Source organism: Streptomyces sp. NPDC004111, assembly GCF_042874215.1.
Lineage (GTDB): Bacteria > Actinomycetota > Actinomycetes > Streptomycetales > Streptomycetaceae > Streptomyces.
This window is the reverse complement of the sequence record NZ_JBIAMU010000010.1, coordinates 22,740-46,628: the sequence shown is the minus strand read 5'-3', so window position 1 is coordinate 46,628 and position 23,889 is coordinate 22,740. Positions and strand designations below refer to the sequence as shown.

General features: G+C 72.7%; 20 protein-coding genes and 2 riboswitches. Of the genes, 10 read left to right on the top strand and 10 right to left on the bottom strand.

What is annotated here, in order from left to right; all coding sequences use genetic code 11:
• Nucleotides 1–3: 3 nt before the first annotated feature.
• Nucleotides 4–762: a TetR/AcrR family transcriptional regulator gene (locus tag ACFYVL_RS20410; RefSeq protein WP_389246676.1), complete on the bottom strand. Its 759-nt coding sequence runs from the start codon at nt 760–762 to the stop codon at nt 4–6.
• Between the two features lie 98 nt (nt 763–860).
• On the opposite strand from ACFYVL_RS20410, the gene ACFYVL_RS20405 reads away from it, so the two are divergent.
• The gene (locus tag ACFYVL_RS20405) at nt 861–1,478 is read left to right on the top strand and encodes a TetR/AcrR family transcriptional regulator (RefSeq protein WP_389246674.1); all 618 of its coding nucleotides are present in this window, start codon (nt 861–863) and stop codon (nt 1,476–1,478) included.
• A gap of 108 nt (nt 1,479–1,586) precedes the next feature.
• Nucleotides 1,587–2,354: a DUF3159 domain-containing protein gene (locus ACFYVL_RS20400; RefSeq protein ID WP_389246672.1), complete on the top strand. Its 768-nt coding sequence runs from the start codon at nt 1,587–1,589 to the stop codon at nt 2,352–2,354.
• A 28-nt stretch (nt 2,355–2,382) separates the two neighbouring features.
• Here the strand turns inward: ACFYVL_RS20400 and ACFYVL_RS20395 are convergent, their stop codons facing one another.
• From ACFYVL_RS20395 to ACFYVL_RS20370, 6 genes are all read right to left on the bottom strand, one after another.
• A complete protein-coding gene (locus ACFYVL_RS20395) occupies nt 2,383–3,198 on the bottom strand; it encodes a MerR family transcriptional regulator (protein ID WP_389246670.1) in 816 nt (271 codons plus the stop codon).
• A 138-nt stretch (nt 3,199–3,336) separates the two neighbouring features.
• Nucleotides 3,337–4,215 (bottom strand): enoyl-CoA hydratase, encoded by an 879-nt coding sequence (locus ACFYVL_RS20390; RefSeq protein WP_389246668.1) that lies wholly within the window; start codon nt 4,213–4,215, stop codon nt 3,337–3,339.
• On the bottom strand, nt 4,212–5,159 hold the full coding sequence (gene mmsB / locus ACFYVL_RS20385; protein WP_389247111.1) for a 3-hydroxyisobutyrate dehydrogenase: 948 nt from the start codon (nt 5,157–5,159) through the stop codon (nt 4,212–4,214). Before mmsB (ACFYVL_RS20385) ends, ACFYVL_RS20390 begins: the two co-directional genes overlap by 4 nt.
• Complete coding sequence (locus ACFYVL_RS20380) at nt 5,156–6,223, bottom strand: enoyl-CoA hydratase/isomerase family protein (protein ID WP_389246666.1); 1,068 nt, start codon at nt 6,221–6,223, stop codon at nt 5,156–5,158. The genes mmsB (ACFYVL_RS20385) and ACFYVL_RS20380 overlap by 4 nt, the downstream gene beginning before the upstream one ends.
• On the bottom strand, nt 6,220–7,380 hold the full coding sequence (locus ACFYVL_RS20375) for an acyl-CoA dehydrogenase family protein (protein ID WP_389246664.1): 1,161 nt from the start codon (nt 7,378–7,380) through the stop codon (nt 6,220–6,222). The genes ACFYVL_RS20380 and ACFYVL_RS20375 overlap by 4 nt, the downstream gene beginning before the upstream one ends.
• Nucleotides 7,377–8,876, bottom strand: coding sequence for a CoA-acylating methylmalonate-semialdehyde dehydrogenase (locus ACFYVL_RS20370; protein ID WP_389246662.1), 1,500 nt, complete (start codon nt 8,874–8,876; stop codon nt 7,377–7,379). The genes ACFYVL_RS20375 and ACFYVL_RS20370 overlap by 4 nt, the downstream gene beginning before the upstream one ends.
• A gap of 267 nt (nt 8,877–9,143) precedes the next feature.
• Nucleotides 9,144–9,339, bottom strand: a riboswitch (cobalamin riboswitch).
• 172 nt (nt 9,340–9,511) lie between these two features.
• Nucleotides 9,512–9,735, top strand: a riboswitch (cobalamin riboswitch).
• Between the two features lie 164 nt (nt 9,736–9,899).
• On the opposite strand from ACFYVL_RS20370, the gene metE reads away from it, so the two are divergent.
• Entirely contained in the window at nt 9,900–12,218 is a 2,319-nt protein-coding gene (gene metE / locus ACFYVL_RS20365) for a 5-methyltetrahydropteroyltriglutamate--homocysteine S-methyltransferase (protein WP_389246660.1), read from the top strand.
• Between the two features lie 81 nt (nt 12,219–12,299).
• Here the strand turns inward: metE and ACFYVL_RS20360 are convergent, their stop codons facing one another.
• Together ACFYVL_RS20360 and ACFYVL_RS20355 are read right to left on the bottom strand one after the other, a co-directional pair.
• Nucleotides 12,300–13,163, bottom strand: a complete 864-nt coding sequence (locus tag ACFYVL_RS20360; RefSeq protein ID WP_389246658.1) for an SMP-30/gluconolactonase/LRE family protein — start codon at nt 13,161–13,163, stop codon at nt 12,300–12,302.
• The gene (locus tag ACFYVL_RS20355; protein WP_389246656.1) at nt 13,160–13,939 is read right to left on the bottom strand and encodes an IclR family transcriptional regulator; all 780 of its coding nucleotides are present in this window, start codon (nt 13,937–13,939) and stop codon (nt 13,160–13,162) included. Before ACFYVL_RS20355 ends, ACFYVL_RS20360 begins: the two co-directional genes overlap by 4 nt.
• A 247-nt stretch (nt 13,940–14,186) precedes the next feature.
• Here ACFYVL_RS20355 and ACFYVL_RS20350 point away from each other — a divergent pair, with 247 nt between their 5' ends.
• From ACFYVL_RS20350 to mmsB (ACFYVL_RS20325), 6 genes are all read left to right on the top strand, one after another.
• Nucleotides 14,187–15,341 carry a mandelate racemase/muconate lactonizing enzyme family protein gene (locus tag ACFYVL_RS20350; RefSeq protein ID WP_389246654.1) on the top strand — a complete coding sequence of 385 codons (1,155 nt, stop codon included), beginning with the start codon at nt 14,187–14,189 and terminating at the stop codon, nt 15,339–15,341.
• Nucleotides 15,338–16,384, top strand: coding sequence for a zinc-binding dehydrogenase (locus tag ACFYVL_RS20345; RefSeq protein WP_389246652.1), 1,047 nt, complete (start codon nt 15,338–15,340; stop codon nt 16,382–16,384). Before ACFYVL_RS20350 ends, ACFYVL_RS20345 begins: the two co-directional genes overlap by 4 nt.
• A gap of 145 nt (nt 16,385–16,529) precedes the next feature.
• On the top strand, nt 16,530–17,576 hold the full coding sequence (locus tag ACFYVL_RS20340) for a hypothetical protein (protein WP_389246650.1): 1,047 nt from the start codon (nt 16,530–16,532) through the stop codon (nt 17,574–17,576).
• A gap of 4 nt (nt 17,577–17,580) precedes the next feature.
• Nucleotides 17,581–18,693 (top strand): multiple monosaccharide ABC transporter substrate-binding protein, encoded by a 1,113-nt coding sequence (gene chvE / locus ACFYVL_RS20335; protein ID WP_389246648.1) that lies wholly within the window; start codon nt 17,581–17,583, stop codon nt 18,691–18,693.
• Between the two features lie 56 nt (nt 18,694–18,749).
• Nucleotides 18,750–20,297, top strand: a complete 1,548-nt coding sequence (gene mmsA / locus ACFYVL_RS20330; protein ID WP_389247109.1) for a multiple monosaccharide ABC transporter ATP-binding protein — start codon at nt 18,750–18,752, stop codon at nt 20,295–20,297.
• An 8-nt stretch (nt 20,298–20,305) separates the two neighbouring features.
• The gene (gene mmsB / locus ACFYVL_RS20325) at nt 20,306–21,538 is read left to right on the top strand and encodes a multiple monosaccharide ABC transporter permease (RefSeq protein WP_389246647.1); all 1,233 of its coding nucleotides are present in this window, start codon (nt 20,306–20,308) and stop codon (nt 21,536–21,538) included.
• A gap of 7 nt (nt 21,539–21,545) precedes the next feature.
• Here mmsB (ACFYVL_RS20325) and ACFYVL_RS20320 read toward each other — a convergent pair whose 3' ends face one another.
• Nucleotides 21,546–22,376 carry an AraC family transcriptional regulator gene (locus ACFYVL_RS20320; protein WP_389247107.1) on the bottom strand — a complete coding sequence of 277 codons (831 nt, stop codon included), beginning with the start codon at nt 22,374–22,376 and terminating at the stop codon, nt 21,546–21,548.
• 363 nt (nt 22,377–22,739) lie between these two features.
• On the opposite strand from ACFYVL_RS20320, the gene ACFYVL_RS20315 reads away from it, so the two are divergent.
• Nucleotides 22,740–23,861 (top strand): MFS transporter, encoded by a 1,122-nt coding sequence (locus tag ACFYVL_RS20315; RefSeq protein ID WP_389247105.1) that lies wholly within the window; start codon nt 22,740–22,742, stop codon nt 23,859–23,861.
• Nucleotides 23,862–23,889 lie beyond the last annotated feature (28 nt).

Here is a 23,889-nt window from a genome sequence, read left to right as displayed (position 1 = left end):
TGGTCAGGCGGGCGTCCTCGGGGTGTTCAGCGTTCCGTTGATCACCGCGCGGAAGATCCAGGCGATGCGCTGTCCGGGAGTGCCGGAGTAGAGGTCGCCGCCGAGGGCCGCGATACGGGGGTGGGTGCCGGCGGACACCCCGTGCAGGCTCCGGATCAGTGCCTGGTCCTCGTCGTCCGCCGAGACCGTCTCGTCGCGGGTGGCCTGTTCCGCCGCCGTGGCAGTCGCCACCTGGAGGAGTACGTCCACGCCCCAGGCGGCCTGCCCGTCGGGCACCCCGCCCTCGTGCAGCAGGGCGAGGACCGCCTCGACCAGCGCCAGGTAGTTCGGCCCCGCGGGGCGGGCGACCAGCGCGGAGTGCGCGAGGCTCGGGTGCTCGAACAGGACGTGCGTGTACGAGACGAGCAGCGCGACCAGTCGGTCGCACCAGTCGCCCCCGTCCGCGCCGGCCTCCTGCGCCGGGCCAAGCTCCACGGCGCCCAGGAACTCCTCCAGGATCGCCGCGTGCAGTTCGGCCGTGTTGGCCACGTACACGTACAGCGACGCCGGTCCGGTGTCGAGCTCCTTCGCCAGCCGGCGCATGGTGACCCGCTGGAGGCCCTCCGCCCGCATGATCCGGACGGCGGCCTCGACGATGGCGTCCAGGCTGAGGGCGGACTTGGCGGGGCGCTCGCGACGGCTCCGGGGACCGCTGGGGCCCTTGGGGCTCACGGCGCCCCGGGAACTTTGAGAAGCCTCGGGCGAAGGGGAGGAAGTGGACATGACTCCACCGTAACGAACATGTTCGTTACGAACAAGTTCGCCGCACTCGGCGCGTCCGTGGCAGAGACATTCTTGTTCGGGCGAGCTATTTTTAGGTTGTGCGTACAAACAAGAACTCCGGACGGCGGCCCTCGGTCGTGAGCGAGGTCCGGCGGCGGCAGATCATCGACGCCGCCGTCACCGTGCTCGCGCGCGACGGGCTCTCGCGGACCTCGCTCGGCCGGATCGCCGAGGAGGCCGGGCTGTCCAGTCCCGGGCTGATCACCTACCACTTCGCCGACAAGGACGACGTGCTGGTGACCCTGGTCGATGACCTGCTGGGCAAGTGCGCCCGGGAGGTGGAGACGGCGCTCGCCGACGCGCCCGACGCGATGTCCGCGCTGCTGGCGTACATCGGGGCGTTCGTCCGCTTCCAGGACCGGAACCGGGACGGCGTACGGGCGCTGTGGCGTCTGTCGTCGGGCTGGAAGGCGCCGGGCCGCACCGACGCGTTCGACACACGGGTGCTCGCCGGGCCCGTCGAGGAGATCCTGCGGCGCGGCACGGCGTCCGGGGAGTTCCGGCAGCTGAACGCGGTGTGGGTGGCCCAGAGCGTGCAGTGCTCGGTGGAGGGGTTCCACGAGGTGTTCCGCGCGGACCCCGACGTCGACACCGAGGCCTTCGTCGCGGAGTTGCAGACGCTGTACCGCAGGGCCGTCGCCCCGCCCGGCGGCTGAGCCGGTCCGGCGGCCGGGCCGCCGGGCACCGGAGTCCGGCACGTACGCCGCAGCCGAGCCACGTGTTCGCGCACGTGGCCACGTATCCGAGGTCGAAGAGGCACCGTCATGGCACTGAGCTACTGCACCCGCCCTCCGCAGGACCGCTCCCCCGCGCCCGGACCCGGCGCGGACCGGCCCACCGGCCGCGATCCCGACGCTCCCGACGACCGTCGCCACGACCGGCCGGAACAGGGCCCCGGCCCGCGCGGCGGCCGGCTCGCCCCCGCCGAGGCGCCCAGGCGCCGGCCCACCCTCTGGGAGGAGACCGGCGGACCCGTCGGGCTCTTCCTCTCCTCCTTCCCCTCCGTCGCCTTCGTGCTGGTCAACTCCTCCTTCGGGCTGCGGGCGGGGATCGCAGCGGCCGTCGGCACCGTGATCGCCTTCACCGTGCTGCGGGCGGTGCGCCGGCAGCCGGTGAAGCCCGCGCTCGCCGGAATCGTCGGCGTCGCGATCTCCTCGTACTTCGCCGCCCGCTCGGGCGAGGCACGGGACTTCTTCGTGACCGACATCTGGTGGAGCCTGGGCTGCTGCGCCGCCCTCGTGCTCTCCCTGCTGCTGCGCCGGCCGCTCGCCGGGGTGCTGTGGAGCGCGGCCAACCGCACCCCCATGACCTGGCGGTACGACCCGCCGTCCCGGTTCGGCTACGACCTGGCGACGGCCGTCCTGGCGCTGGTCTTCGGCGCCCGGTTCGCCGTTCAGTACTGGCTGTACGACCGCGACCTGGCGGGCTGGCTTGCCTTCGCGAAGATCGCCATGAACTACCCGCTGTGGGTGGTGGCGCTGGCCGTGTGGGCGTGGGCGGTACGCCGCGCGAACCGGCGCTCCGCCCGCTGAACCCCCGTACCCGTAGCGCCCGTTCGCCTCAGGCGGGGCGGGTGACCGGCTCCTGCAGTTCGGTCACCCAGTCCCCGTGGTTCTCCGGGCACTCCAGGTTGATCTCGCGGGGGTAGGCGGCGGAGGTGTAGCCGTTGGTGTCGATCCAGCGGGCGAGGGTCTGCACGGCCGGCAGCACGGCCTCGGGCCTGCCCCGGTGCACGACCGTCGCCGCCTCGTCGACCGGCGGCAGCTCCACGACCCGCAGCTCCCCGACGGCCTGTACGGGCGCCTGGACCTGCACCCCGGCGTGCACGACGATGCCGCCGCCGGGGGCGTCCTCGTAGTACGAGATCCCGGGGCCCGTCGGGGTGATGCCGGCCTCCGCCAGCCGTGGCAGCAGCGCCGCGTAGAGCGGCTGGATGACCGGGCCGATGGACTCGACGTCCTTGGCCACACCGGTGAGTTCGGCCACCCGCACACTCGGCAGGCTTTTCAGGACGACGTCTTCGGTGGACATGTGTCCCTCGCTCTCGATCGTACGGAGCCTCGCCTCGACCCGGACCAGCCGGGCCGCCGCCGCCTTCATCGTGGTCTCCAGCTCGGCCTGCCGCAGGCGCAGCATGGCGCGCAGTTCCTCGGTGCCGACCTTCTCGTCCAGGATCTCCTGGACCTGCGCGAGGGTGAAGCCGAGGTCCTTGAGCGCGATGAGGCGGTTGAGGCGGGAGAGCTGGGCCGCGGTGTAGTAGCGGTAGCCGCTGACGGGGTCGACCCGGGCGGGGCGCAGCAGTCCGGTGGCGTCGTAGTGGCGCAGCATCCGGACCGATACGCGGCCGTGCCGGGCGAAGTCTCCGATGGTGAACATGATGTCTCCGAGTTGAGGGCCTCACACGGTGTCAGGGTCAAGCCCCGGCCGCACGCACCGGCGGACCGGCCCGACGGGTGGCCTTCCCCGGCCCGCCGGGCCCGCTCAGGAGTGGGTGAAACCGGGCCGCCGCTTCTCTCAGGAGTGGGTGAAGCCGGGCCGTCGCTTCTCGACGAAGGCCGCCATGCCCTCCTTCTGGTCCGCGGTCGCGAAGACGGCGTGGAAGAGGCGGCGCTCGAAGCGGACCCCCTCCGCGAGGGTCGTCTCGAAGGCCCGGGACACCGCCTCCTTGGCCATCATCGCGACGGGCAGGGACATTCCGGCGACGGTCTCCGCGACGGCCAGCGCCTCGTCGAGGAGTTCACCGGCCGGCACCACCCGGGAGACGAGACCCGCCCGTTCCGCCTCCGCCGCGTCCATGGTGCGCCCCGTCAGGCACATCTCCATGGCCTTCGCCTTGCCGACCGCGCGGGTCAGGCGCTGGGAGCCGCCGATGCCCGGAATGACGCCCAGTTTGATCTCGGGCTGGCCGAACACGGCGGTGTCGGCGGCCAGCAGCATGTCGCACAGCATCGCCAGTTCGCAGCCGCCGCCCAGGGCGTATCCGGAGACGGCCGCGAGGGTCGGGGTGCGCAGCGCACCGAGCCGGTCCCAGGCGGTGAACCAGTCGCTCAGGTACATGTCCGGATAGTCCCGGGGCCGCATCTCCTTGATGTCGGCCCCGGCCGCGAACGCCTTCGGCGATCCGGTGAGGACGATGCAGCCGATGCCGGGGTCCCGGTCCAGGGCCGCCGTCGCGTCGACGACCTCGTTCATCAGCCGCAGGTCGAGCGCGTTGAGGGCCTTGGGGCGGTCGAGCGTGAGGAGCGCGGTGCGGCCCCGGCGCTCGACCCTGATCGTCTCGTACGGTCCCGGTCCGTGCCCGGTCTCCCCGGGCGTCCCCGGCGTCCCGGCTTTCGCGGGTGCCCCGGTCGTCGCGTCCGGCCCGGTGGTCGTGGCGGGGGTCTGCTCGGTCATGCGCCGTCTCCGTCCTGTGCGGTGTGCGGGGCCCCCGCCGCTGGGGGTACGGGGTGTTCCCTGAGCGTGGTGACGATGCCGGAGAAGTCCCTTGCCTGCCCCGGGCCCTCGGCGTACGCGGCGTACAACTCGGCTGCCCGGGAGCCGAGTTCCGTCGCCACCCCGGCGGCCCTGGCGGCGTCGGCGGCCAGCCCCAGGTCCTTGGCCATCAGCGGGGCGGCGAACCCGGGGCGGTAGTCCCGGTTGGCGGGGCTGCCCGGGACCGGGCCGGGGACGGGGCAGTTGGTGGTGAGGGCCCAGCACTGGCCGGACGCGGCTGAGGCCACGTCGTACAGGGCCTGGTGGGACAGGCCCAGGCGCTCGCCCAGGACGAACGCCTCGCTGACCGCGATCATCGAGACGCCCAGGATCATGTTGTTGCAGATCTTCGCGGCCTGCCCGGCGCCGGGGCCGCCGCAGTGCACCGCACGTTTGCCCAGGGCCGCCAGGACGGGTTCGGCCTCGGCGAACTCGGCTTCGCCGCCCCCGGCCATGAAGGTGAGCGTGCCGGCCTCGGCGCCGACGACTCCGCCGGAGACCGGCGCGTCCAGGGCGCGCATCCCGGCGGCGCCCGCGGCCTCGTGGGCGGCGCGCGCGTCTGCCACGTCGATGGTGGAGCAGTCGACGAACAGGGTGCCGGGCCGGGCCGCGGCCAGCAGTCCCTCCTCCCGGTACAGGCCCAGGACGTGCCGTCCCGCGGGCAGCATGGTGATCACCACGTCCGCGCCGGCGGCCACCTCGGCCGCCGATCCGGCGGCCTCCACTCCGGCTGCGACGGCCGTGGCGAGCAGCTCGGGCACCAGGTCGTGGCCGACGACCCGGTGGCCCGCCCCTGCGAGGCGGGCGGCCATGGGTCCGCCCATGTGGCCCAGTCCGACGAAGCCGATCGTGCGCCTGCCGTTCACCACGGCACCTCCTGCGGGTCTGCGGTCAGGTGGAGTTCACCGGTGGCGGGCGGGGCGAACCAGCGCGCCACGTCCGCGTCGGTCACCTCGGCCAGGGTGGCCGGTGACCACCGGGGTGTGCGGTCCTTGTCGACGACCTGCGCCCGGATTCCCTCGATGAGGTCGGGCGAGGCCAGCGCGGCGCAGGAGATCCGGTACTCCCGTTCCAGGACCCGTTCCAGCGGGCCGGGCCGCCGGGCCAGGCGCAGCGCGGCGAGGGTGACCTTCACGGCGGTGGGCGACTTCGTCAGCAGTGTGTCGGCCGCCGTTTGGGCGGCGGGCGCTCCGTGGCCGCGCAGCCGGGCGACGATCTCCTCGGCGGTGCCGGCGGCGTAGCAGTCGTCGATCCACTCGCGCAGGGCGGGCAGTTCGCCGGGCGGTGGCTGCCGCACGTGGCGGCGGAGTGCTTCGTGCACCGGGTGCGCGGCCAGGTCGTCCAGCAGCCGGGGCAGGTCCGCGGCGGGCACGAAGTGGTCGGCGAGCCCGCACAGCAGGGCGTCGGCCGCTCCGATCCGGGCACCGGTCAGTGCCAGGTGGGTGCCGAGTTCCCCGGGTGCGAGGGCGAGCAGGTAGGTGCCGCCCACGTCGGGCACGAAGCCGATGCCGGTCTCCGGCATCGCGATGCGGGAGCGTTCGGTGACGATGCGGACGCTGCCGTGCGCGGAGAGGCCGACGCCGCCGCCCATCACGATGCCGTCCATCAGGGCGACGTACGGCTTCGGGTAGCGGGCGATACGGGCGTTGAGCCGGTACTCGTCGCGCCAGAAGGCGGCGGAGGCGCCGCCCCCGGCACGCGCGTCCTCGTAGATGGCGCGGATGTCGCCGCCCGCGCACAGACCGCGCGGGCCCGCCCCGGTGAGGACGACGCTCTCCACGGCCGGATCGTGCTCCCACGCGGTGAGCGCCTCGTCGACGCGGCGCACCATGGCGGGGGTGAGGGCGTTGAGCGCCTGTGGCCGGTTGAGCGTGAGCAGGCCCGAGCGGCCCTCGGTGCGGAGCAGTACGTGGTCGTCGTCGGCGGTCACCGGAACACCTCCGTCAGCCCGCGGGCCACGATGACGCGCATGATCTCGTTGGTTCCTTCCAGGATCTGGTGGACCCGGAGGTCGCGGACGATCTTCTCGATGCCGTACTCGTGGAGGTAGCCGTATCCGCCGTGGAGCTGGAGTGCGCGGTCGGCGACGGAGTAGCCGGTGTCGGTGGCGAAGCGCTTGGCCATCGCGCACAGCTGCGGGGCCTGCGGATCCGCGCGGTCCAGGGCCTGGGCGGCCTGGTGCACCAGGGCGCGGGCCGCGGCGAGTTCGGTGGCCATGTCGGCGAGCCTGAACTGCAGTGCCTGCGCGTCGAGCAGCCGGCCGCCGAAGGCCTCGCGGTCGGCGAGGTGGGACAGGCTCCGGTTCAGGGCGCTGCGGGCGCCGCCCAGTGAGCACGCGGCGATGCCGAGCCGGCCGCCGTTGAGGCCGCGCATGGCGATCCGGAAGCCGTCGCCGGCCCGGCCGAGCAGCCGGCCGGCGGGCAGGCGCACCCCGTCGAGGACGACCTGGCGGGTGGGCTGGGCGTTCCAGCCCATCTTCCGCTCGTCGGGGCCGAAGGAGAGCCCGGGGTCGTCCCGGTCGACGAGGAACGCGGAGATGCCGCCGGGGCCCGTGCCGCCGGTGCGTGCCATGACGACGTACACCTGGGAGACGCCCGCCCCGGAGATGAACTGCTTCACCCCGGTGAGGACGTAGTGGTCGCCGTCGCGGTCCGCGCGGGTGGTGAGCGCGGCGGCGTCGGAGCCGGCGCCGGGTTCGGTGAGGCAGTAGCTGCCGAGGTCCTCCAGGGAGCACAGCCGGGGCAGCCGGCGGGCCCGCTGCTCCTCGTCGCCGTAGGTGTCGATCATCCAGGCGACCATGTTGTGGATGGAGAGGTAGCCCGCGACGGACGGGCAGCCGGAGGCCAGGGCCTCGAAGATCAGGGCCCCGTCGAGGCGGCCGAGGCCGCTGCCGCCGGCGTCCTCGCGGACGTACACGCCGCCGAGTCCCAGGCCGCCGGCCTTGCGGAGCACGTCGAGGGGGAAGTGCTTGTCCCGGTCCCAGCGGACGGCGTGCGGGGCGAGGTGGTCCTGGGCGAAGTCCAGGGTGGTTTCGACGAGGGCCCGCTGGTCCTCGGTGAGCGGGGTGGAGGTGGTCATGGCGCTCATCCCATGGTCGGCATCGTGAAGCTGGCACCCTCCCTGGCGCCGGACGGCCAGCGCGAGGTGACGGTCTTGGTGCGGGTGCAGAAGCGGATGGCGTCCGGGCCGTGCTGGTTCAGGTCGCCGAATCCGGACCGCTTCCAGCCGCCGAAGGTGTGGTAGGCGACGGGGACCGGGACGGGTACGTTGACGCCGACCATGCCGGTGCTGACGCGGCGGGTGAAGTCGCGGGCGGTGTCGCCGTCCCGGGTGAAGATCGCGACGCCGTTCCCGTACGGGTGCTCGCTGGGCAGCCGCAGGGCCTCCTCGTAGTTCCGGGCGCGTACGACGCAGAGCACGGGTCCGAAGATCTCCTCGCGGTAGATCCGCATCTTCGGGGAGACCCGGTCGAAGAGGGAGGCTCCGGCGAAGAAGCCGTTCTCGTGGCCGGGAAGGGTGAAGTCCCTTCCGTCGACGACGAGTTCGGCGCCCTCCACGACGCCGATGTCGACGTAGCGGCGCACCCGCTCCTGGGCGTCCCTGCTGACGAGGGGGCCGAAGTCGGCCTCCGGGTCGTCGGAGCGGCCGATCCGCAGGGCCTGGACGCGCTCCTTGAGCGCGGCGACCAGCCGGTCGGCGGTCTCCGCGCCGACCGGTACGGCCACCGAGATCGCCATGCAGCGCTCCCCCGCCGAGCCGTACCCGGCGCCGACGAGGGCGTCGACGGCCTGGTCGAGGTCGGCGTCCGGCATCACGACCATGTGGTTCTTGGCGCCGCCGAAGCACTGGGCGCGCTTGCCGCGGGCGGCGGCGGTGGCGTAGAGGTGGGCGGCGACCGGGGTGGAGCCGACGAAGCCGAGGGCCGCGACGCGGGGGTCCTCCAGGAGGGTGTCGACGGCTTCCTTGCCGCCGTTGACGACATTGAGGACGCCGGGCGGCAGGCCGGCCTCCAGGAAGAGTTCGGCGAGCCGCAGCGGGACCGAGGGGGCGCGCTCGGACGGCTTGAGGACGAAGGCGTTTCCGCAGGCGAGGGCGGGGGCGGCCTGCCAGAGCGGGATCATCGCGGGGAAGTTGAAGGGGGTGACTCCGGCGATGACGCCGAGCGGGGAGCGCAGCGAGTGGACGTCGATGCCGGTGCCCGCGTTGTCGGTGAACTCGCCCTTGATCAGGTGCGGGATCCCGGCGGCGAACTCGACGACCTCCAGGCCGCGTTGGAGGTCTCCGTGGGCGTCGGCGACGGTCTTGCCGTGCTCGGACGACAGCAGGGCGGCGAGCGTGTCGCGTTCCTCGTCGACGAGTTGGAGGAAGCGGAGCAGGACGCGGGCGCGCCGCTGCGGGTTCCAGTCGGCCCATTCGCGCTGGGCGTCGGCGGCGTCGGTGACGGCCGCCTCGGTGTCGGCGCGGCCCGCGAGGGGTACGCGGGCCTGCACCGTGCCGGTGTTGGGGTCGTAGACGTCGCCGAAGAGGCCGGAGGTGCCGGCGGTGTGCTTGCCGCCGGTGAAGTGGCCGAGTTCACGGACCATGGGGTGCCTGCTCTCGTCAGGTGGGATCCGGGGAGGGCACGGCGGACCGCCGACGGGGCGCACGGGTGGGTGCGGGGCCGGCGGGCGTCGTGGGACAGCGGACGGGGGCGCCCGTACGGGGGACCGGGCGCGCGAGGGCCGTGCGGCCGGACGCCGGGTACGGGTGCCGCAGTCCTACGAGTGCGGGGTGAGTGGCGCGCGCTCCGCCGGACCACCGGGGCCGTGGGTACAAACCGGTGCCATGCGTGTCTGCTCCATCCTCGTGGAAAACACGGAACGTTCCGCGGCCGGTATCCTGACTCCCGGATCTCCGTGTGCCGCCCGCCTTCCCGACCGCCCCTGGCGGGGCCCGGTCAGTGGCGAGTGGTGACAGCACACTCCCCGGTCACAGTGGCGGGACCGTGCCGGATTCACACCGGCTTCCCTGCACCGCGGACCTTGTGCCACGAACATATAGTTGGACGTCCTAGTAAGTCCACCCCCTCCCCGGGGACTCCCCCGCCCGGCCCGCCGCACTCGCGCGCGCGGATCAACTGCCCTCCTGTACACAGGTGTTGGCCGTCCGGATCGCCGCAGGTGTCCCATGTCACCGTCCGGCATCCGAGCCGTGGTGCCCAAAAGCCGCTCCGGCGCCTACTGTGTGCGGTGCAGCTGGTTCGCCCTGTCCGCCAGGCAGGCGCGTCGCAAGAGGGAACCCGGTGGGAATCCGGGACTGCCCCGCAGCGGTGAGCGGGAACGACCGCCGTCATACGCACTGGGTCCGGCCAGGACCTGGGAAGCGACGGCCAGTAGGAATCCGCCGGAGTTCCGGTGGGTGTGCCCGCGAGTCCGAAGACCTGCCCGTTGCCCGCACGCGACCGATCGCGTGCGGATGTCCCGGTGACCTCGTGGGCGGGTCGGCGTACACAGCAGGCGGAGGACCGCGCTCGTCGCGCGCGGCACACTCCGTCCGGTTTCGTCATCCCTTCGCGTCCGCGTCCCGTCGCCGGGGCTCTCAGGAGTCGTCTCGCGAAGGAGATTTCCGTGACAGCGAAGCCCGCAGCCGCGGCAGCACGGTCCACCGTGCACGGCTACCCCCGCCAGGGTGCGCACCGTGAACTGAAGAAGGCCGTCGAGGGCTACTGGAAGGGCCGGGTCACCGCCGACGCCCTCCGCCGGACCGCACAGGACCTGCGCCGGGCGAACTGGCGCCAGTTGGCCGACGCCGGCATCCACGAGGTGCCCACCGGCGACTTCTCGTACTACGACCATGTGCTGGACACCAGCGTCATGGTCGGTGCCGTCCCCGACCGCCACCGCGCGGCCGTCGACGCCGACGCGCTCGACGGGTACTTCGCCATGGCGCGCGGCAACCAGGACGTGGCGCCGCTGGAAATGACCAAGTGGTTCGACACCAACTACCACTACCTGGTGCCCGAGCTGGGGCCCGGTACGGTCTTCACGGCCGACTCCACCAAGCAGGTCGCGGAGCTGACGGAGGCCCTCGCGCTGGGGCACCGCGCGCGACCCGTGCTGGTCGGCCCGCTCACGTACCTGCTGCTGGCCAAGCCCGCCCCCGGTGTGGCCGCGGACTTCGAGCCGCTCACCCTGCTCGACCGGCTGCTGCCGGTGTACGCGGAGGTGCTCGCCGACCTGCGGGCGGCCGGGGCGCAGTGGGTGCAGCTGGACGAGCCCGCCCTGGTCCAGGACCGCACCCCGGCCGAACTGAACGCCGCTTCGCGCGCCTACCGCGACCTGGGCGGGCTGAGCGACCGGCCGCAGCTCCTGGTCGCGTCGTACTTCGACCGGCTCGGCGACGCGCTCCCCGTGCTGGCCAGGGCCCCGATCGAGGGCCTGGCGATGGACTTCACCGGTCCCGCCGCCGCCAACCTGGACGCGCTGGCCGGCGTCGGCGGGCTGCCGGGCAAGCGGCTGGTCGCGGGCGTCGTCGACGGCCGCAACATCTGGATCAACGACTTCGAGAAGTCGCTGGGTGTCCTCGGCACCCTCCTGGGCCTCGCGGACCGGGTCGACGTCGCCGCCTCCTGCTCGCTGCTGCACGTCCCGCTGGACGCCGCGGCCGAGCGCGACATCAACCGGGAGATCCTGCGCTGGCTGGCCTTCGCCAAGCAGAAGACGACCGAGATCGTCACCCTGGCCAAGGGGCTGACGCAGGGCACCTCCGCGATCACCGCCGAACTCGCCGCCAACCGGGCCGATCTGGCCTCCCGCGCGCACTCCCCCATCACCCGCGACCCGGCGGTGCGCGCCCGGGTGGCGGCCGTCACCGACGCGGACGGCCGCCGCTCGGCCCCGTACGAGGAGCGGGCGCCCGCCCAGCGCGCGCACCTGGGCCTGCCGCTGCTGCCGACCACCACGATCGGTTCGTTCCCGCAGACCGCGGAACTGCGCACGGCCCGCGCCGACCTGCGCGCCGGACGCATCGACGCGGCGGGCTACGAGCAGCGCATCGAGGCCGAGATCCGCGACGTGCTCGCCTTCCAGGAGAAGGCCGGCATCGACGTCCTGGTGCACGGCGAGCCCGAACGCAACGACATGGTGCAGTACTTCGCCGAGCAGCTGACGGGCTATCTCGCCACCCAGCACGGCTGGGTGCAGTCCTACGGCACCCGCTACGTCCGCCCGCCGGTGCTGGCCGGGGACATCTCCCGGCCGGAGCCGATGACGGTGCGCTGGACGTCGTACGCCGGTTCCCTCACCGACCGGCCGGTCAAGGGCATGCTGACCGGCCCGGTCACCATGCTCGCCTGGTCGTTCGTACGGGACGACCAGCCGCTCGGCGACACCGCGCGGCAGGTCGCGCTCGCCCTGCGCGACGAGGTCAACGACCTGGAGGCGGCGGGCACTTCGGTCATCCAGGTCGACGAACCCGCGCTCCGCGAGACCCTGCCGCTGCGCGCCGACGGCCACGGCGCCTATCTGGCGTGGGCGACGGAGTCGTTCCGGCTGAGCACCTCCGGGGTGCGTGCGCGGACCCAGATCCACACGCACATGTGCTACGCCGAGTTCGGTGACATCGTGCAGGCCATCGACGACCTCGACGCCGACGTCATCAGCCTGGAGGCGGCCCGTTCGCACATGCAGGTGGCGCGCGAGCTGGCCGAACACGGTTACCCGCGCGAGGCCGGCCCCGGCGTGTACGACATCCACTCGCCGCGGATCCCCTCCGCCGAGGAGGCGGCGGCCCTGCTGCGCAAGGGACTTGAGGCCATTCCGGCCGACCGGCTGTGGGTCAATCCGGACTGCGGACTGAAGACCCGCGGCTGGCCCGAGACCCGGGCCTCGCTGGAGAACCTGGTGGCGGCGGCCCGCACCGTACGGTCGGAGCTGCCCGAGTCCTGACCCGGGCGGCACACCAGGGCCGGGAGCGGCCACCGCGCGCTCCCGGCCCGCACGCCCGGCGAACGCGCGCTCCCGGCCCGCTCACCCCGCGAAGGCCGGGGCCGGCAGTCCCTGTCCGGCGTCCGGCACGACGAGCAGCGAGCCCGCGTACGGGTGCGGGTCGGCCGGGCCGGTGCGGGCCGTGGTGACGTAGAGGTCGCGCAGGCCGGGGCCGCCGAACGCGCAGGCGGTGGGGCGCGGGACGGGCAGCGGGAGCGTGCGGTCCAGGCGCCCGTCCGGTGTGTAGCGGCGGACCTGGCCGCCATCCCAGAGGGCGACCCAGACACAGCCCTCGGCGTCGACGGCGAGGCCGTCGGGGAAGCCGGCGCCGGCTTCGATCTCGACGAACGGCCGCCGCTCCAGCGGGAGTTGTCCGGACGGCTCGCAGATGTCGATGCGCCGGGTGGGGCTGTCCACGTAGTAGGCGCGCCGGCCGTCCGGGCTCCAGCCGATGCCGTTGCTGACGGTCACCGCGTCGAGGAGCACGGTGGGTCCGGCCGCGCCGGGGCCGATCCTGACGAGGTGGCCGCCGCCGGGTGCCTCGTCGTAGCGCATGGTGCCGGCCCAGAGCGAACCGTCGGGGGCCACCGCCGCGTCGTTGCCGCGCCGGCCGGGCACCGGGTCGTGGTGCAGCCAGCAAAAGGTGCCGTCGGGGCCGTAGGCGCCCACGCCGTCGCGGAGGTTGACGATCAGGCCGCCGCCGCGCCGGGGTTTCGCGGCGCCGACGTGCTGTTCGGTGGCCAGGACGGTGCGGCGGCCGGTGCCGGGGGCGTAGGTGTGGACGCGGGAGCCGAGGATGTCCACCCAGATCAGCCGGTCCCCGGCCGGGTCCCAGGTGGGCCCCTCACCGAGCGCGGCGCGCTCCCGTACGACGATCTCGGCCCGGGGCGGGCGTGCGGCGCTCATCCCTGCCGCCCGCTTCCCCGGTGTCCCAGCCGCACCGACAGGTCCGCGGCGCCCCGGGTGGCCAGTTCGGCGAGTTCCTTCTCCCGCTCCTCGCTCCAGCGGATCACCGGGACCGACACCGACAGGGCTGCGACGACCCGTCCGGTGCGGTCGCGGACGGGGGCGGCGACGCAGCTGACGTCGGGGTTGGACTCGCGGTGCTCGGTGGCCAGGGCGCGCTCCCGGATGCCGGCCAGGGCCGGGTACAGGGCCTGGGGGTCGGTGATGCTGTGCGGGGTCATGCCGGTCAGCGCGCGGCCGTCGACGCGGGCGCGCAGTTCGTCCTCCGGGAGGGAGGCGAGCAGCATCTTGCCCACGGAGGTGCAGTGCGCGGGAAGCTTGCGTCCGGCGGCGGAGACCATGCGGACGGCGTGCGTGGAGTCGACCTTGGCGATGTAGATGACGTCGAGGTCCTCCAGTACGGCGACGTGGACGGTCTCGCCGCAGCTCTCGGCGACCTCCCGGGCCACCCGCTGCCCCTCGGCCGCGAGGTCGAGCTGCTCGGCGTAGCGGCTGCCCAACTGGTGGTTGCGGACGCCCAGTCGGTAGCGTCCGGGCTGTTCGTCGACGGCCACCAGGTAGTTCCGGGCGGCGAGCGTGGTGACGAGTTCGTGCACGGTGGTGCGGGGCAGGCCCAGCTTGCGGGTGATGTCCGGGGCGGACAGCGTGCCGTCGCCCTCCAGGAACAGTTCGAGTATGTCCAGTGCCCTGGTCACGGCGGGAACGTGGCGTCCCATGGGCCTCCCCCTCTTTCACCGGGATGCGCGTTCCGTCCAAGAGGAGCGCGTTCGAAATCACGGTCGACGACCGGTATCACGAACGGAGATTAGCCCGGTGCCGTTCCACGGGCAACGCTCCGGTGCCGGACATCGTTCTGTGCACGACCCATTGACACCCCGGAAAGCCGCTGACTACGGTCACGCCAACATTTCGAACGCATGACGAAATATCGAACAAGAGCGATCCTGCTGAGGAGCAACTGCCGTGCGCATCACGGGAATCACCACCCATGTCGTCGGGACACCCTGGCGGAACCTCACGTACGTCCTCGTGCACACCGACGAGGGCCTGACGGGCGTCGGCGAGACCCGGATGCTCGGCCGCACCGACGCACTGACCGGATACCTCGGCGAGGCCGCCGCCAATCACATCGTCGGCTCCGACCCGTTCAACGTGGAGGACCTGGTCCGGCGGATGAAGTACGGCGACTACGGGCGGGCCGGCGAGATCGTCATGTCGGGCATCGCGGTCGTCGAGATGGCGTGCTGGGACATCAAGGGCAAGGCGCTGGGCGTGCCGGTCTGGCAGCTGCTCGGCGGGAAGGTGACCGACCGCGTCAAGGCGTACGCCAACGGCTGGTACACCACCGAGCGCACCCCGGAGGCGTACCACAAGGCGGCGCAGGCCGTCGTGGAGCGCGGCTACCGGGCCCTGAAGATCGACCCCTTCGGCACCGGGCACTTCGAACTCGACGCCGCTCGGAGCCGCTACGCCGTCTCCCTGATCGAGGCGGTACGGGACGCCGTCGGCCCGGACACCGAACTGATGCTGGAGATGCACGGCCGCTTCAGCCCCGCCACCGCGGTGCGGCTGGCCAGGGAACTGGCCCCGTTCGCGCCGGCCTGGCTGGAGGAGCCGGTCCCGCCGGAGAACCTGAAGGCGCTGGAGAAGGTGGCGGCGAAGGTGGACATGCCGATCGCGACCGGCGAGCGCATCCACGACCGCATCGAGTTCCGCGAACTCTTCGAGTCGCAGGCCGCCGACATCATCCAGCCCGACCTGGGCCACATCGGCGGCATCCTGGAGACCCGCAAGCTGGCCGCGACCGCCGAGACCCACTACCTGATGGTCGCCCCGCACAACGTCGGCGGCTCCGTACTGACCGCGGCCTCCCTCCAGCTCGCCGCCTGCACACCGAACTTCAAGATCCTGGAGCACTTCAACGACTTCGCGGACGCGGAGATCAAGAAGGTCGTGAAGGGAGCCCCGCAGGTCGACCCCGAGACCGGCTGCTTCGAGGTCTCGCACGCCCCGGGCCTCGGCGTGGAGCTGGACGTGGACGCGGCGGCCGAGTTCCCGCAGCAGCAGGCGCGGTTCGACCTGTGGGCCGAGGGCTGGGAGAAGAGGGCCCCGAAGTGAGTGCCCGCGACACCGCACGCTCCGGCGGCCGGGCGGGCCGGGCACTGGTCGTCGACGCGCCGGGACGCCACCGGCTGACGGAGGCCGAACCCGCCGCCCCGGGCCCCGGCGAGGTCCTGGTCCGGGTCGCCGCCGCCGGGATCTGCATGAGCGACCGCGAGCTGTACGACGGCCACCGCGACCCGGGCTTCGTCCGCTACCCGGTGGTGCCGGGGCACGAGTGGTCGGGGACCGTCGTGGCGGCCGGCCCGGGGGTGGACCCGGGGCTGGTCGGCCGCAGGACCGTCGCCGAGGGATTCCGGTCCTGCGGCACGTGCGCGCGCTGCCGGTGCGGGGAGACCAGCCTGTGCGCGGGCGGCTACGCGGAGACCGGGTTCACCGAACCGGGTGCCTTCGCCGACCACCTCACCGTCCCCGCAAGGCTGTTGCACCCGCTGGACGACGACGCGGACCTGCGTGCCGCCGCCCTCCTGGAGCCCGCCGCCGTGGTCGCCGCGGCGGTACGGGCCGCACGGCCGCGCCCCGGCGAGCGGATCGCGGTGGTCGGGGCCGGCACGCTCGGCCTGCTCGCCGTACAGCTCCTCGCCGCCTCCTCGCCGGACGCCCTGACGGTGATCGACCCCCGGACGGAGCGCGGCGAACAGGCGCGTGCCTTCGGCGCGGCACGGACGCTGACCCCGGACGAGGCGGAGTCGGCGCAAGGGCACTTCGACCTCGTGGTGGAGACGGCGGGCGCCCCGACCACCGCCGCCTCCTCCTGCCTGCTGGCCAGGCGGGGCGGACGGGTGGTGCTCACCGGGATGTTCACGCCGGGGGCGCTCGGCATCGACCCGGTGCACCTCTCGCTCAGCCAGCTGGAGATCCGCAGCGTCTTCGGCGCACCGTCCGCCGCCTGGTCGGACGCGGTCCGTGCGTTCGGGCTCGGGCTCCTCGACCCGGCGCCGCTGATCACCCACGAGTTCCCGCTGGAGCGGTTCGCGGAGGCTATCGCGCTGGTGGGCGGGGGCGATCCGAGGACGGGGAAGGTCCTGCTCCGGCCGTAGGGCGTGCGCGGGCCTCCGGGCCGCCCGCCCGCCCCCGGCCGCGTCCTCGCGCCCGCTCACCCGCCGCCCCGCACCCACACACCCGTACAACGTCCGAAATGTCGAACAACTGCACCCCGGGAGCCCCATGTCCCCCGCTTCAACCATGCCCCCCACCACCTCCACGTCCCCCACCACGTCCAAGTCCCCCACCACTTCCGCGTCCCGCGCCCCGACCGCACCCCGTCGTCCGGGCGCCGAGGCCCTGGCCCGCGTCGGCCACCGCTTCCCCGCCGTCGATCCCGCCGACTCCTCCGCGCACGCCTTCCCCGACGGCGGCACCTGGCGCACCGAGATCCCCTCGGTCGAGGGCCCGGAGGCGCTGGCCGTCGTACTGGAGGAGAGCGCGCGGCTCGACGTACCCGTGCACCGGATCAGCCAGGGGTCCGGCGTCTGGATGCTCACCGACACCGAGATCGCCGAGATGGCCGGGGCATGCGCGGCCCGCGACATCGAGCTGTGCCTGTTCACCGGGCCGCGCGGCACCTGGGACATCGGCGGCTCCACCCGGACCGACTCCGGCGGCGCCGGGTTGCGCGCCCGGGGGCACGACGCGCTGGCCGGCTGCGTCGAGGACGCGCTGCGCGCGACGGAACTGGGGGTGCGCTGTCTGCTGGTCGCCGACGAGGGCGTGCTGTGGACCCTGCACCGGATGCGCGTCGCCGGGGTGCTCCCCGCCGACGTCACCTTCAAGCTGTCCGCGCTCACCGGTCCGGTCAATCCGGCCTCGTACGCCGTGTACGAGCAACTGGGCGCGGACTCCCTCAACGTGCCCTCCGACCTGACCCTCGGCCACCTCACCGAGATCCGCCGGGTCAGCCGGGCGCCGATGGACATGTACGTGGAGGCCCCGGACGACCTGGGCGGCTACATCCGGATGTACGAGGCCGCCGAGCTGATCCGGCGCGGCGCCCCGCTGTACCTGAAGTTCGGGCTGAGCCGCTCCCCCGGGATCTACCCGTACGGCGCCCAATTGCGCGACACCGCGCTTGCGTCGGCCCGTGAGCGGGTACGGCGGGGGCGGCTGGTGCTTGATCTGCTGGCCCGGCACGGGGCCGACGGCGGGATGTCGCCGCTGGGTTCACGGCTGCCGGGCGCACTGCGGCGGTTCGCCGCACCGGCCGAGTCGGTCGACGTACCGGAAGGAAAGTGACCTCATGCACCACACCCGCATCCTGAGCAGTGCCGCCCTGGCCGCCCTGCTCGTCGTCTCGCTCACCGCCTGCGGCCAGGAGGCCAGGGGCGGCAGCCGGTACAAGGCGGACACCGGCAAGGGCGGCACCATCGGCCTCGCCATGCCGACCAAGTCCTCCGAGCGGTGGATCGCCGACGGCCAGAACATGGCGGAGCAGTTCCAGAAGGCCGGTTACGAGACCGACCTCCAGTTCGGCGACGACAAGGTCGAGAACCAGATCGCCCAGCTCGAAAACATGATCACCAAGGGGCGCAAGCTGCTGGTGGTCGCCGCGATCGACGGCTCCGCGCTCACCGAGGTCCTCCAGCGCGCGCACGACGCGGGCATCCCGGTGATCAGTTACGACCGGCTGATCCTCGGCACCCCGAACGTCGACTACTACGCCTCCTTCGACAACGAGCGGGTGGGCGAGCTCGAAGGCACGTACATCGTCGACAAGCTCAAGCTGGGCGCCCCGGCGAAGGGCGGTTCGGCCGCGAAGCACATCGAGCTGTTCGCGGGTTCGCCCGACGACAACAACACCAAGTACTTCTGGAACGGCGCCATGAAGGTGCTGAAGCCGTACCTGGCCAGTGGCCAGCTGGTCGTCCGCAGCAAGCAGACCCGGCTCAACCAGGCCACCACCCTGCGCTGGGACGGCGGCACCGCGCAGAAGCGGATGGACGACCTGATCAGCAAGAACTACGGCGACGAGCGGGTGGACGCGGTGCTCTCCCCGTACGACGGCATCTCGATCGGCATCATCTCCGCGCTGAAGAGCGCCGGTTACGGGTCGAAGAGCCAGCCGCTGCCCGTGGTGACCGGACAGGACGCCGAGCTGGCGTCGGTGAAGTCCATCATCGGCGGCGAACAGACACAGACCGTCTTCAAGGACACCCGGAAGCTGGCCGCGCAGGCGGTGGCGATGGGCGACGCCGTACTGAACGGCAAGAAGCCGCAGGTCAACAACACCACCGACTACAACAACGGGAAGAAGACCGTCCCCTCCTACCTCCTGAAGCCGGTGAGCATCGACAAGTCGAACACCCAACTCCTCGTCGACGAGGGGTACTTCACGGCGGGACAGCTCAAGTGACGGCCGCACCCACCGTGCCCGGCACGGCCGGTGCGGCGACCGGCGCCGTGCTGGAGATGCGCTCCATCACCAAGACCTTCCCCGGCGTCACCGCCCTCTCGGAGGTGAACCTGACCGTCCGGCCCGGCGAGATCCACGCGGTCTGCGGCGAGAACGGCGCGGGCAAGTCCACCCTGATGAAGGTGCTGAGCGGGGTCCACCCGCACGGCTCCTACGACGGCGAGGTCCTCTTCGAGGGCCGCCCCGTCGCCTTCCGGGACATCCGGGCCAGCGAGCAGCACGGCATCGTGATCATCCACCAGGAACTGGCGCTCGTCCCCTACCTGTCCATCGCCGAGAACATCTTCCTCGGCAACGAACAGACCGGCGGCAGGCGGGGGTTCATCGACTGGAACGACACCCTGCGCAAGGCGGGCGCCCTGCTCCGGCGGGTCGGACTGCGGGAGAAGCCGCAGACCCCGGTCTCCGACATCGGGGTGGGCAAGCAGCAGCTCGTGGAGATCGCGAAGGCCCTCGCCAAGGAGGTCAGGCTCCTCATCCTCGACGAGCCCACGGCCGCCCTCAACGACGACGACAGCGCGGGGCTCCTCGACCTGATCCTGGAACTGCGCGAGCAGGGCATCGCCTGCATCATCATCTCGCACAAGCTGAACGAGATCCGGCGGATCGCGGACACGGTGACGGTGCTCCGCGACGGCCGCACCATCGAGACCCTGACGGTGCGTCAGTCAGCGGACGCGGAGCCCGAACTGTCCGAGGAACGGATCATCCGCTCGATGGTCGGCCGCGACCTCGACCACCGCTTCCCCGACCGCACCGCCTACACCGGCGCGGACGCGGGCACGACCGCGCTCGCCGTCTCCGGCTGGACCGTCCGCCACCCGGTGGACCACCAGCGCAAGGTCGTCGACAACGTTTCCCTCACCGTCCGGCGGGGCGAGATCGTCGGCATCGCGGGCCTGATGGGCGCGGGCCGCACGGAGCTGGCGATGTCAGTCTTCGGGCGCAGTTACGGCCAGTACGTGTCCGGTACGGTCGAGGTCGGCGGGCGGGAGGCCGACGTCCGCTCCGTACCCGCCGCGATCGGGGCGGGGCTGGCGTACGTCACCGAGGACCGCAAGCAGTACGGCCTCAACCTCATCGACAACATCAACCGCAACATCTCGCTCGCCTCCCTGGCCGGGATGCGGCGGCGCGGTGTGGTCGACGAGCACCACGAACGGCAGGTCGCCGAGCGCTACCGCACCTCCATGAACATCAAGACCCCGACCGTCTTCGAACAGGTCGGGCGGCTCTCCGGCGGCAACCAGCAGAAGGTCGTGCTGAGCCGGTGGATCCACGCCGACCCCGAGGTCCTGATCCTCGACGAGCCGACGCGCGGGATCGACGTCGGCGCTAAGTCCGAGATCTACACGGTGATCGACGAACTCGCCGCCGCGGGCAAGGCGGTGCTCTTCATCTCCTCCGAGCTGCCCGAACTCCTCGGCATGTGCGACCGGATCTACACGATGGCCGAAGGCAGGCTGACCGGTGAGGTCACCCGCGCGGAGGCCACCCAGGAATCGCTGATGCGCCACATGACGACGACCATGACCCGAAGCTGAGGCCTCCCATGACCACCTCCACCACACTCCGCAAGGACTCGCCCGCCGAGCCGCCGCCCGCGCGCCCGGCGGCCCTCACCGCGCTCCTCGACAGCATGCGGTCGAACATGCGCCAGTACGGCATGCTCGTCGCCCTGCTCTTCATCGTCGTCCTCTTCCAGATCTGGACCGACGGGACGCTGCTGCTGCCCAACAACGTCTCCAACCTGATCCAGCAGAACGGCTACATCCTCATACTGGCCATCGGCATGATGATCGTGATCATCGCCGGCCACATCGACCTCTCGGTCGGCTCCCTGGTCGCCTTCGTCGGCGCGATGTCCGCCGTGATGATGGTCAAGCACGACATGCCCTGGGTACCGGCCCTGGTCCTGTCGCTCCTCATCGGCGCGGTCGCGGGTGCCTGGCAGGGCTTCTTCATCGCCTACGTGGGCATCCCGTCGTTCATCGTCACGCTCGCCGGAATGCTGCTCTTCCGCGGTCTGACGCAGATCGTCCTCGAAGGACAGTCCCTCGCCCCGTTCCCCGAGGGCTTCCAGAACATCGCCAAGGGCTTCATCCCGGAGATGGGCCCGTACACCCAGTACCACAACCCCACCCTGCTCCTCGGGCTGCTCGCCCTGGTCGTGCTGATCCTGCGCGAGGTCCGCGACCGCAAGCGGCAGTTGGCGTACGAACTGGAGGTCGTGCCGACCGGGCTGTGGGTCACCAAGTGCGTGGCCATCGCCGCCGCCGTCATCGCGTTCACCCTCACCCTCGCCAGCTTCCACGGCGTGCCCGTCGTCATGCTGATCATGTGCGCGCTGCTGATCGGCCTGGGCTACGTGATGCGCAACGCGGTCGTCGGCCGCCATGTGTACGCGCTCGGCGGCAACAAGGCGGCGGCGAAGCTGTCCGGCGTCAAGGACAAGCGCGTCATCTTCCTCGTCTTCGTCAACATGGGCCTCCTGGCGGCGCTCGCGGGCTGTGTGTACGCGGCCCGGCTGAACGCGGGCACCCCGCAGGCCGGTCTCAACTTCGAACTCGAAGCGATCGCCGCCTCGTTCATCGGCGGCGCGTCCATGAGCGGTGGCGTGGGCACCGTGATGGGCGCCGTGATCGGCGGCCTCGTCCTCGGCGTCCTCAACAACGGCATGTCCCTGGTCGGCATCGGCACCGACTACCAGCAGGTCATCAAGGGCCTGGTGCTGCTGGCCGCGGTCGGCTTCGACATCTGGAACAAGCGCAAGGCGGGCCGCTGACCGCCCGTCAGTTCCCCTCCGCGGGACCGCCACCGCCGCCCCGGCCGACCGGCCGGGGCGCGGTGTCGCCGCGCAGGTGCGCGCCCGGCGTGTGGCCGTAGGCGCGGCGGAAGACATCGATGAACGCGCTCGCGGACGCCCAGCCGCAGCGGTGCGCGACGGCGGTGACCGGGGTGCCCTCGGCCAGCATCCGCAGGGCGTGGAACAGCCGCAGCTGGGTGCGCCACTGGGGGAAGGTCATGCCCAGCTCGCTGCGGAAGAGCCGGCTGAGGGTGCGCTCGCCGGTGTGGGTACGGGAGCCCAGTTCGGCGAGCGTGGCGGGGTCGGCGGGGTCGGCGTGCAGCAGGTCGCAGACGGCGGCCAGACGCGGGTCGGCGGGCGCGGGCAGGTGGACCGGCTGCTGGGGCGAGGCCCTGAGCTGGTCGAGCAGCACGGCCCGCAGCCGCAGCCGCTCGGGAGTCGGCGGGCCGGGGACCCGGGGCGCGCGGGCGGGCCGCGAGGTGCGCGTCCCGTACCGGGCGGCGTCGGTGTAGGCGAGGATCAGCTCGCGCAGGAGCGGGCTCACGGACAGCACGGTGGGGACGGTGAGGCCGAGGGGGTTCTCCTCGACGGGCAGCCCGAGGGTGTGCATGTCGAGGTTCCCGTGGGCGCGGTGGGAGTGGACCGTCCCTGCGGGCACCCACAGGGCGCGGGTCCCGGGCGCGAACCAGGTACCGGCGTCGGTGGTGACGGCGAGGAAGCCGGAGCCGGCGTAGACGATCTGGTGGTCGTCGTGCCGATGCGGATCGATCCGGTCGCCGGAGACGAGGGGCCGGGTGTGGGTGGGCGCATCCGGCATGTACTCGACGGGCGGGACCACGGGGGCACTGGGGGCCGTGGGTGTCGTGGGGTCGGCGACCACGGGCGCGGGGGCGGTGCGGGCGGCGGGGTCCGGGGCCGTGCGCAGGGCGGGGCCGGAGGCGGGTGGCGGTGGTTGGCGGTTCTTCGGCATCGGCTGGCAATTTATCGGAAGCGCGACAGCTGCCGCGACACCCACGATCGGGACGTGTCCATTTCACCTGCCACCGGTGCCCCGCCCACGCCGGATCCCGTCCCCCGCCCGCCCGCTGCCGGTACGCCCGCCCGCGTCTCCCGCGCACCCCTCACCCTTCTCGCGTTCGGCCACGCCTGTGTCGACGTCTACCAGGGTGCGGTCGCCGCCCTGGTGCCGTTCTTCATCGCCGAGCACCACTACACCTATGCCGCCGCCTCCGGCATCGTCCTGGCCGCCTCGCTCCTGTCGTCCGTGGCGCAGCCGCTGTTCGGGGCGCTGACCGACAGGTGGGCGATGCCCTGGCTGCTGCCGGTGGCCACCCTGGTCGGCGGGCTGGGGGTCGCGCTCAGCGGGGTCGGCGGCATCGGCGGCTCCTACCCGCTGACCCTGGTGGTGATCGCGCTGTCCGGGATCGGGGTGGCGGCGTACCACCCGGAGTCCGCGCGCGTCGCCAGGATCGCGAGCCGGGGCAGCCACACCGCGATGGGCTGGTTCTCGCTCGGCGGCAACCTCGGGTTCGCGACCGCCCCGCTGCTGGTGTCCGGTGTCGTCGCGACCGGCGGGCTGCGCGCCTCGCCGCTGCTCGTGGTGCCGGCGCTGGCGGGTGCCGCGCTGTGCGTGGCCGCCGTACGGGCGCTGCGCGGGCCCGCCGGCACGGGGTCGGCGGCCGTGCGCGGGCCCGCCGGGAAGGACGACTGGCCCTCGTTCCTGCGGATGTCCGGTGCCGTCGTCTGCCGGTCGGTCGTCTTCATGGGGCTGAGCGCCTTCGTCGCGCTGTACGCCCACGAGCGCGTCGGCGGCGGTCACACGGGGGAACTCGTCGGAACCGGCGCCCTGTTCACGCTCTACCTCGGCGGCGCGTTCGGGACCGTGTTCGGCGGCAGGCTCGCCACCCGCTTCGGGCGGATCGCGGTGGTCCGCTGGTCGTACGCGCTGACCGTGCCCGCGGTCGCCGGAGTGGTGTTCGTGCCGGGCCCGCTGCTGTACGTGTGCGTGGCGCTGACCTCGGCCGGGCTGTACGTGCCGTTCTCGCTGCACGTCACCCTCGGCCAGGACTATCTGCCGCACCGGGTCGGCACCGCGAGCGGGGTCACGCTCGGGCTGACGGTCAGCGTCGGCGGGCTCGCGAGCCCGCTGATCGGGGCGGTGGCCGACGCGACGTCCCTCCAGGTCGCGCTGGCCCCGCTGATCCTCCTGCCCGCGGTGGGCGGGCTGCTGCTGCGCGGGCTGCGCGAACCGGAGCAGCCCGGAGCGCCGGCCCGGCAGGAGGAGCCGAGCGGGTCCGCGTAGCCCGAGGGGCCGGGAAAGCCCGAGGGGC

Excerpts from the sequence above, each read along its gene's own strand:
- ACFYVL_RS20410 (WP_389246676.1), bottom strand. The coding sequence starts at position 762 with ATGTCCACTTCCTCCCCTTCGCCCGAGGCTTCTCAAAGTTCCCGGGGC.
- ACFYVL_RS20400 (WP_389246672.1), top strand. The coding sequence starts at position 1,587 with ATGGCACTGAGCTACTGCACCCGCCCTCCGCAGGACCGCTCCCCCGCG.
- ACFYVL_RS20395 (WP_389246670.1), bottom strand. The coding sequence starts at position 3,198 with ATGTTCACCATCGGAGACTTCGCCCGGCACGGCCGCGTATCGGTCCGG.
- ACFYVL_RS20390 (WP_389246668.1), bottom strand. The coding sequence starts at position 4,215 with ATGACCGAGCAGACCCCCGCCACGACCACCGGGCCGGACGCGACGACC.
- ACFYVL_RS20375 (WP_389246664.1), bottom strand. The coding sequence starts at position 7,380 with ATGAGCGCCATGACCACCTCCACCCCGCTCACCGAGGACCAGCGGGCC.
- ACFYVL_RS20370 (WP_389246662.1), bottom strand. The coding sequence starts at position 8,876 with ATGGTCCGTGAACTCGGCCACTTCACCGGCGGCAAGCACACCGCCGGC.
- ACFYVL_RS20360 (WP_389246658.1), bottom strand. The coding sequence starts at position 13,163 with ATGAGCGCCGCACGCCCGCCCCGGGCCGAGATCGTCGTACGGGAGCGC.
- ACFYVL_RS20355 (WP_389246656.1), bottom strand. The coding sequence starts at position 13,939 with ATGGGACGCCACGTTCCCGCCGTGACCAGGGCACTGGACATACTCGAA.
- ACFYVL_RS20340 (WP_389246650.1), top strand. The coding sequence starts at position 16,530 with ATGCCCCCCACCACCTCCACGTCCCCCACCACGTCCAAGTCCCCCACC.
- chvE (WP_389246648.1), top strand. The coding sequence starts at position 17,581 with ATGCACCACACCCGCATCCTGAGCAGTGCCGCCCTGGCCGCCCTGCTC.
- mmsA (WP_389247109.1), top strand. The coding sequence starts at position 18,750 with ATGCGCTCCATCACCAAGACCTTCCCCGGCGTCACCGCCCTCTCGGAG.
- mmsB (WP_389246647.1), top strand. The coding sequence starts at position 20,306 with ATGACCACCTCCACCACACTCCGCAAGGACTCGCCCGCCGAGCCGCCG.
- ACFYVL_RS20320 (WP_389247107.1), bottom strand. The coding sequence starts at position 22,376 with ATGCCGGATGCGCCCACCCACACCCGGCCCCTCGTCTCCGGCGACCGG.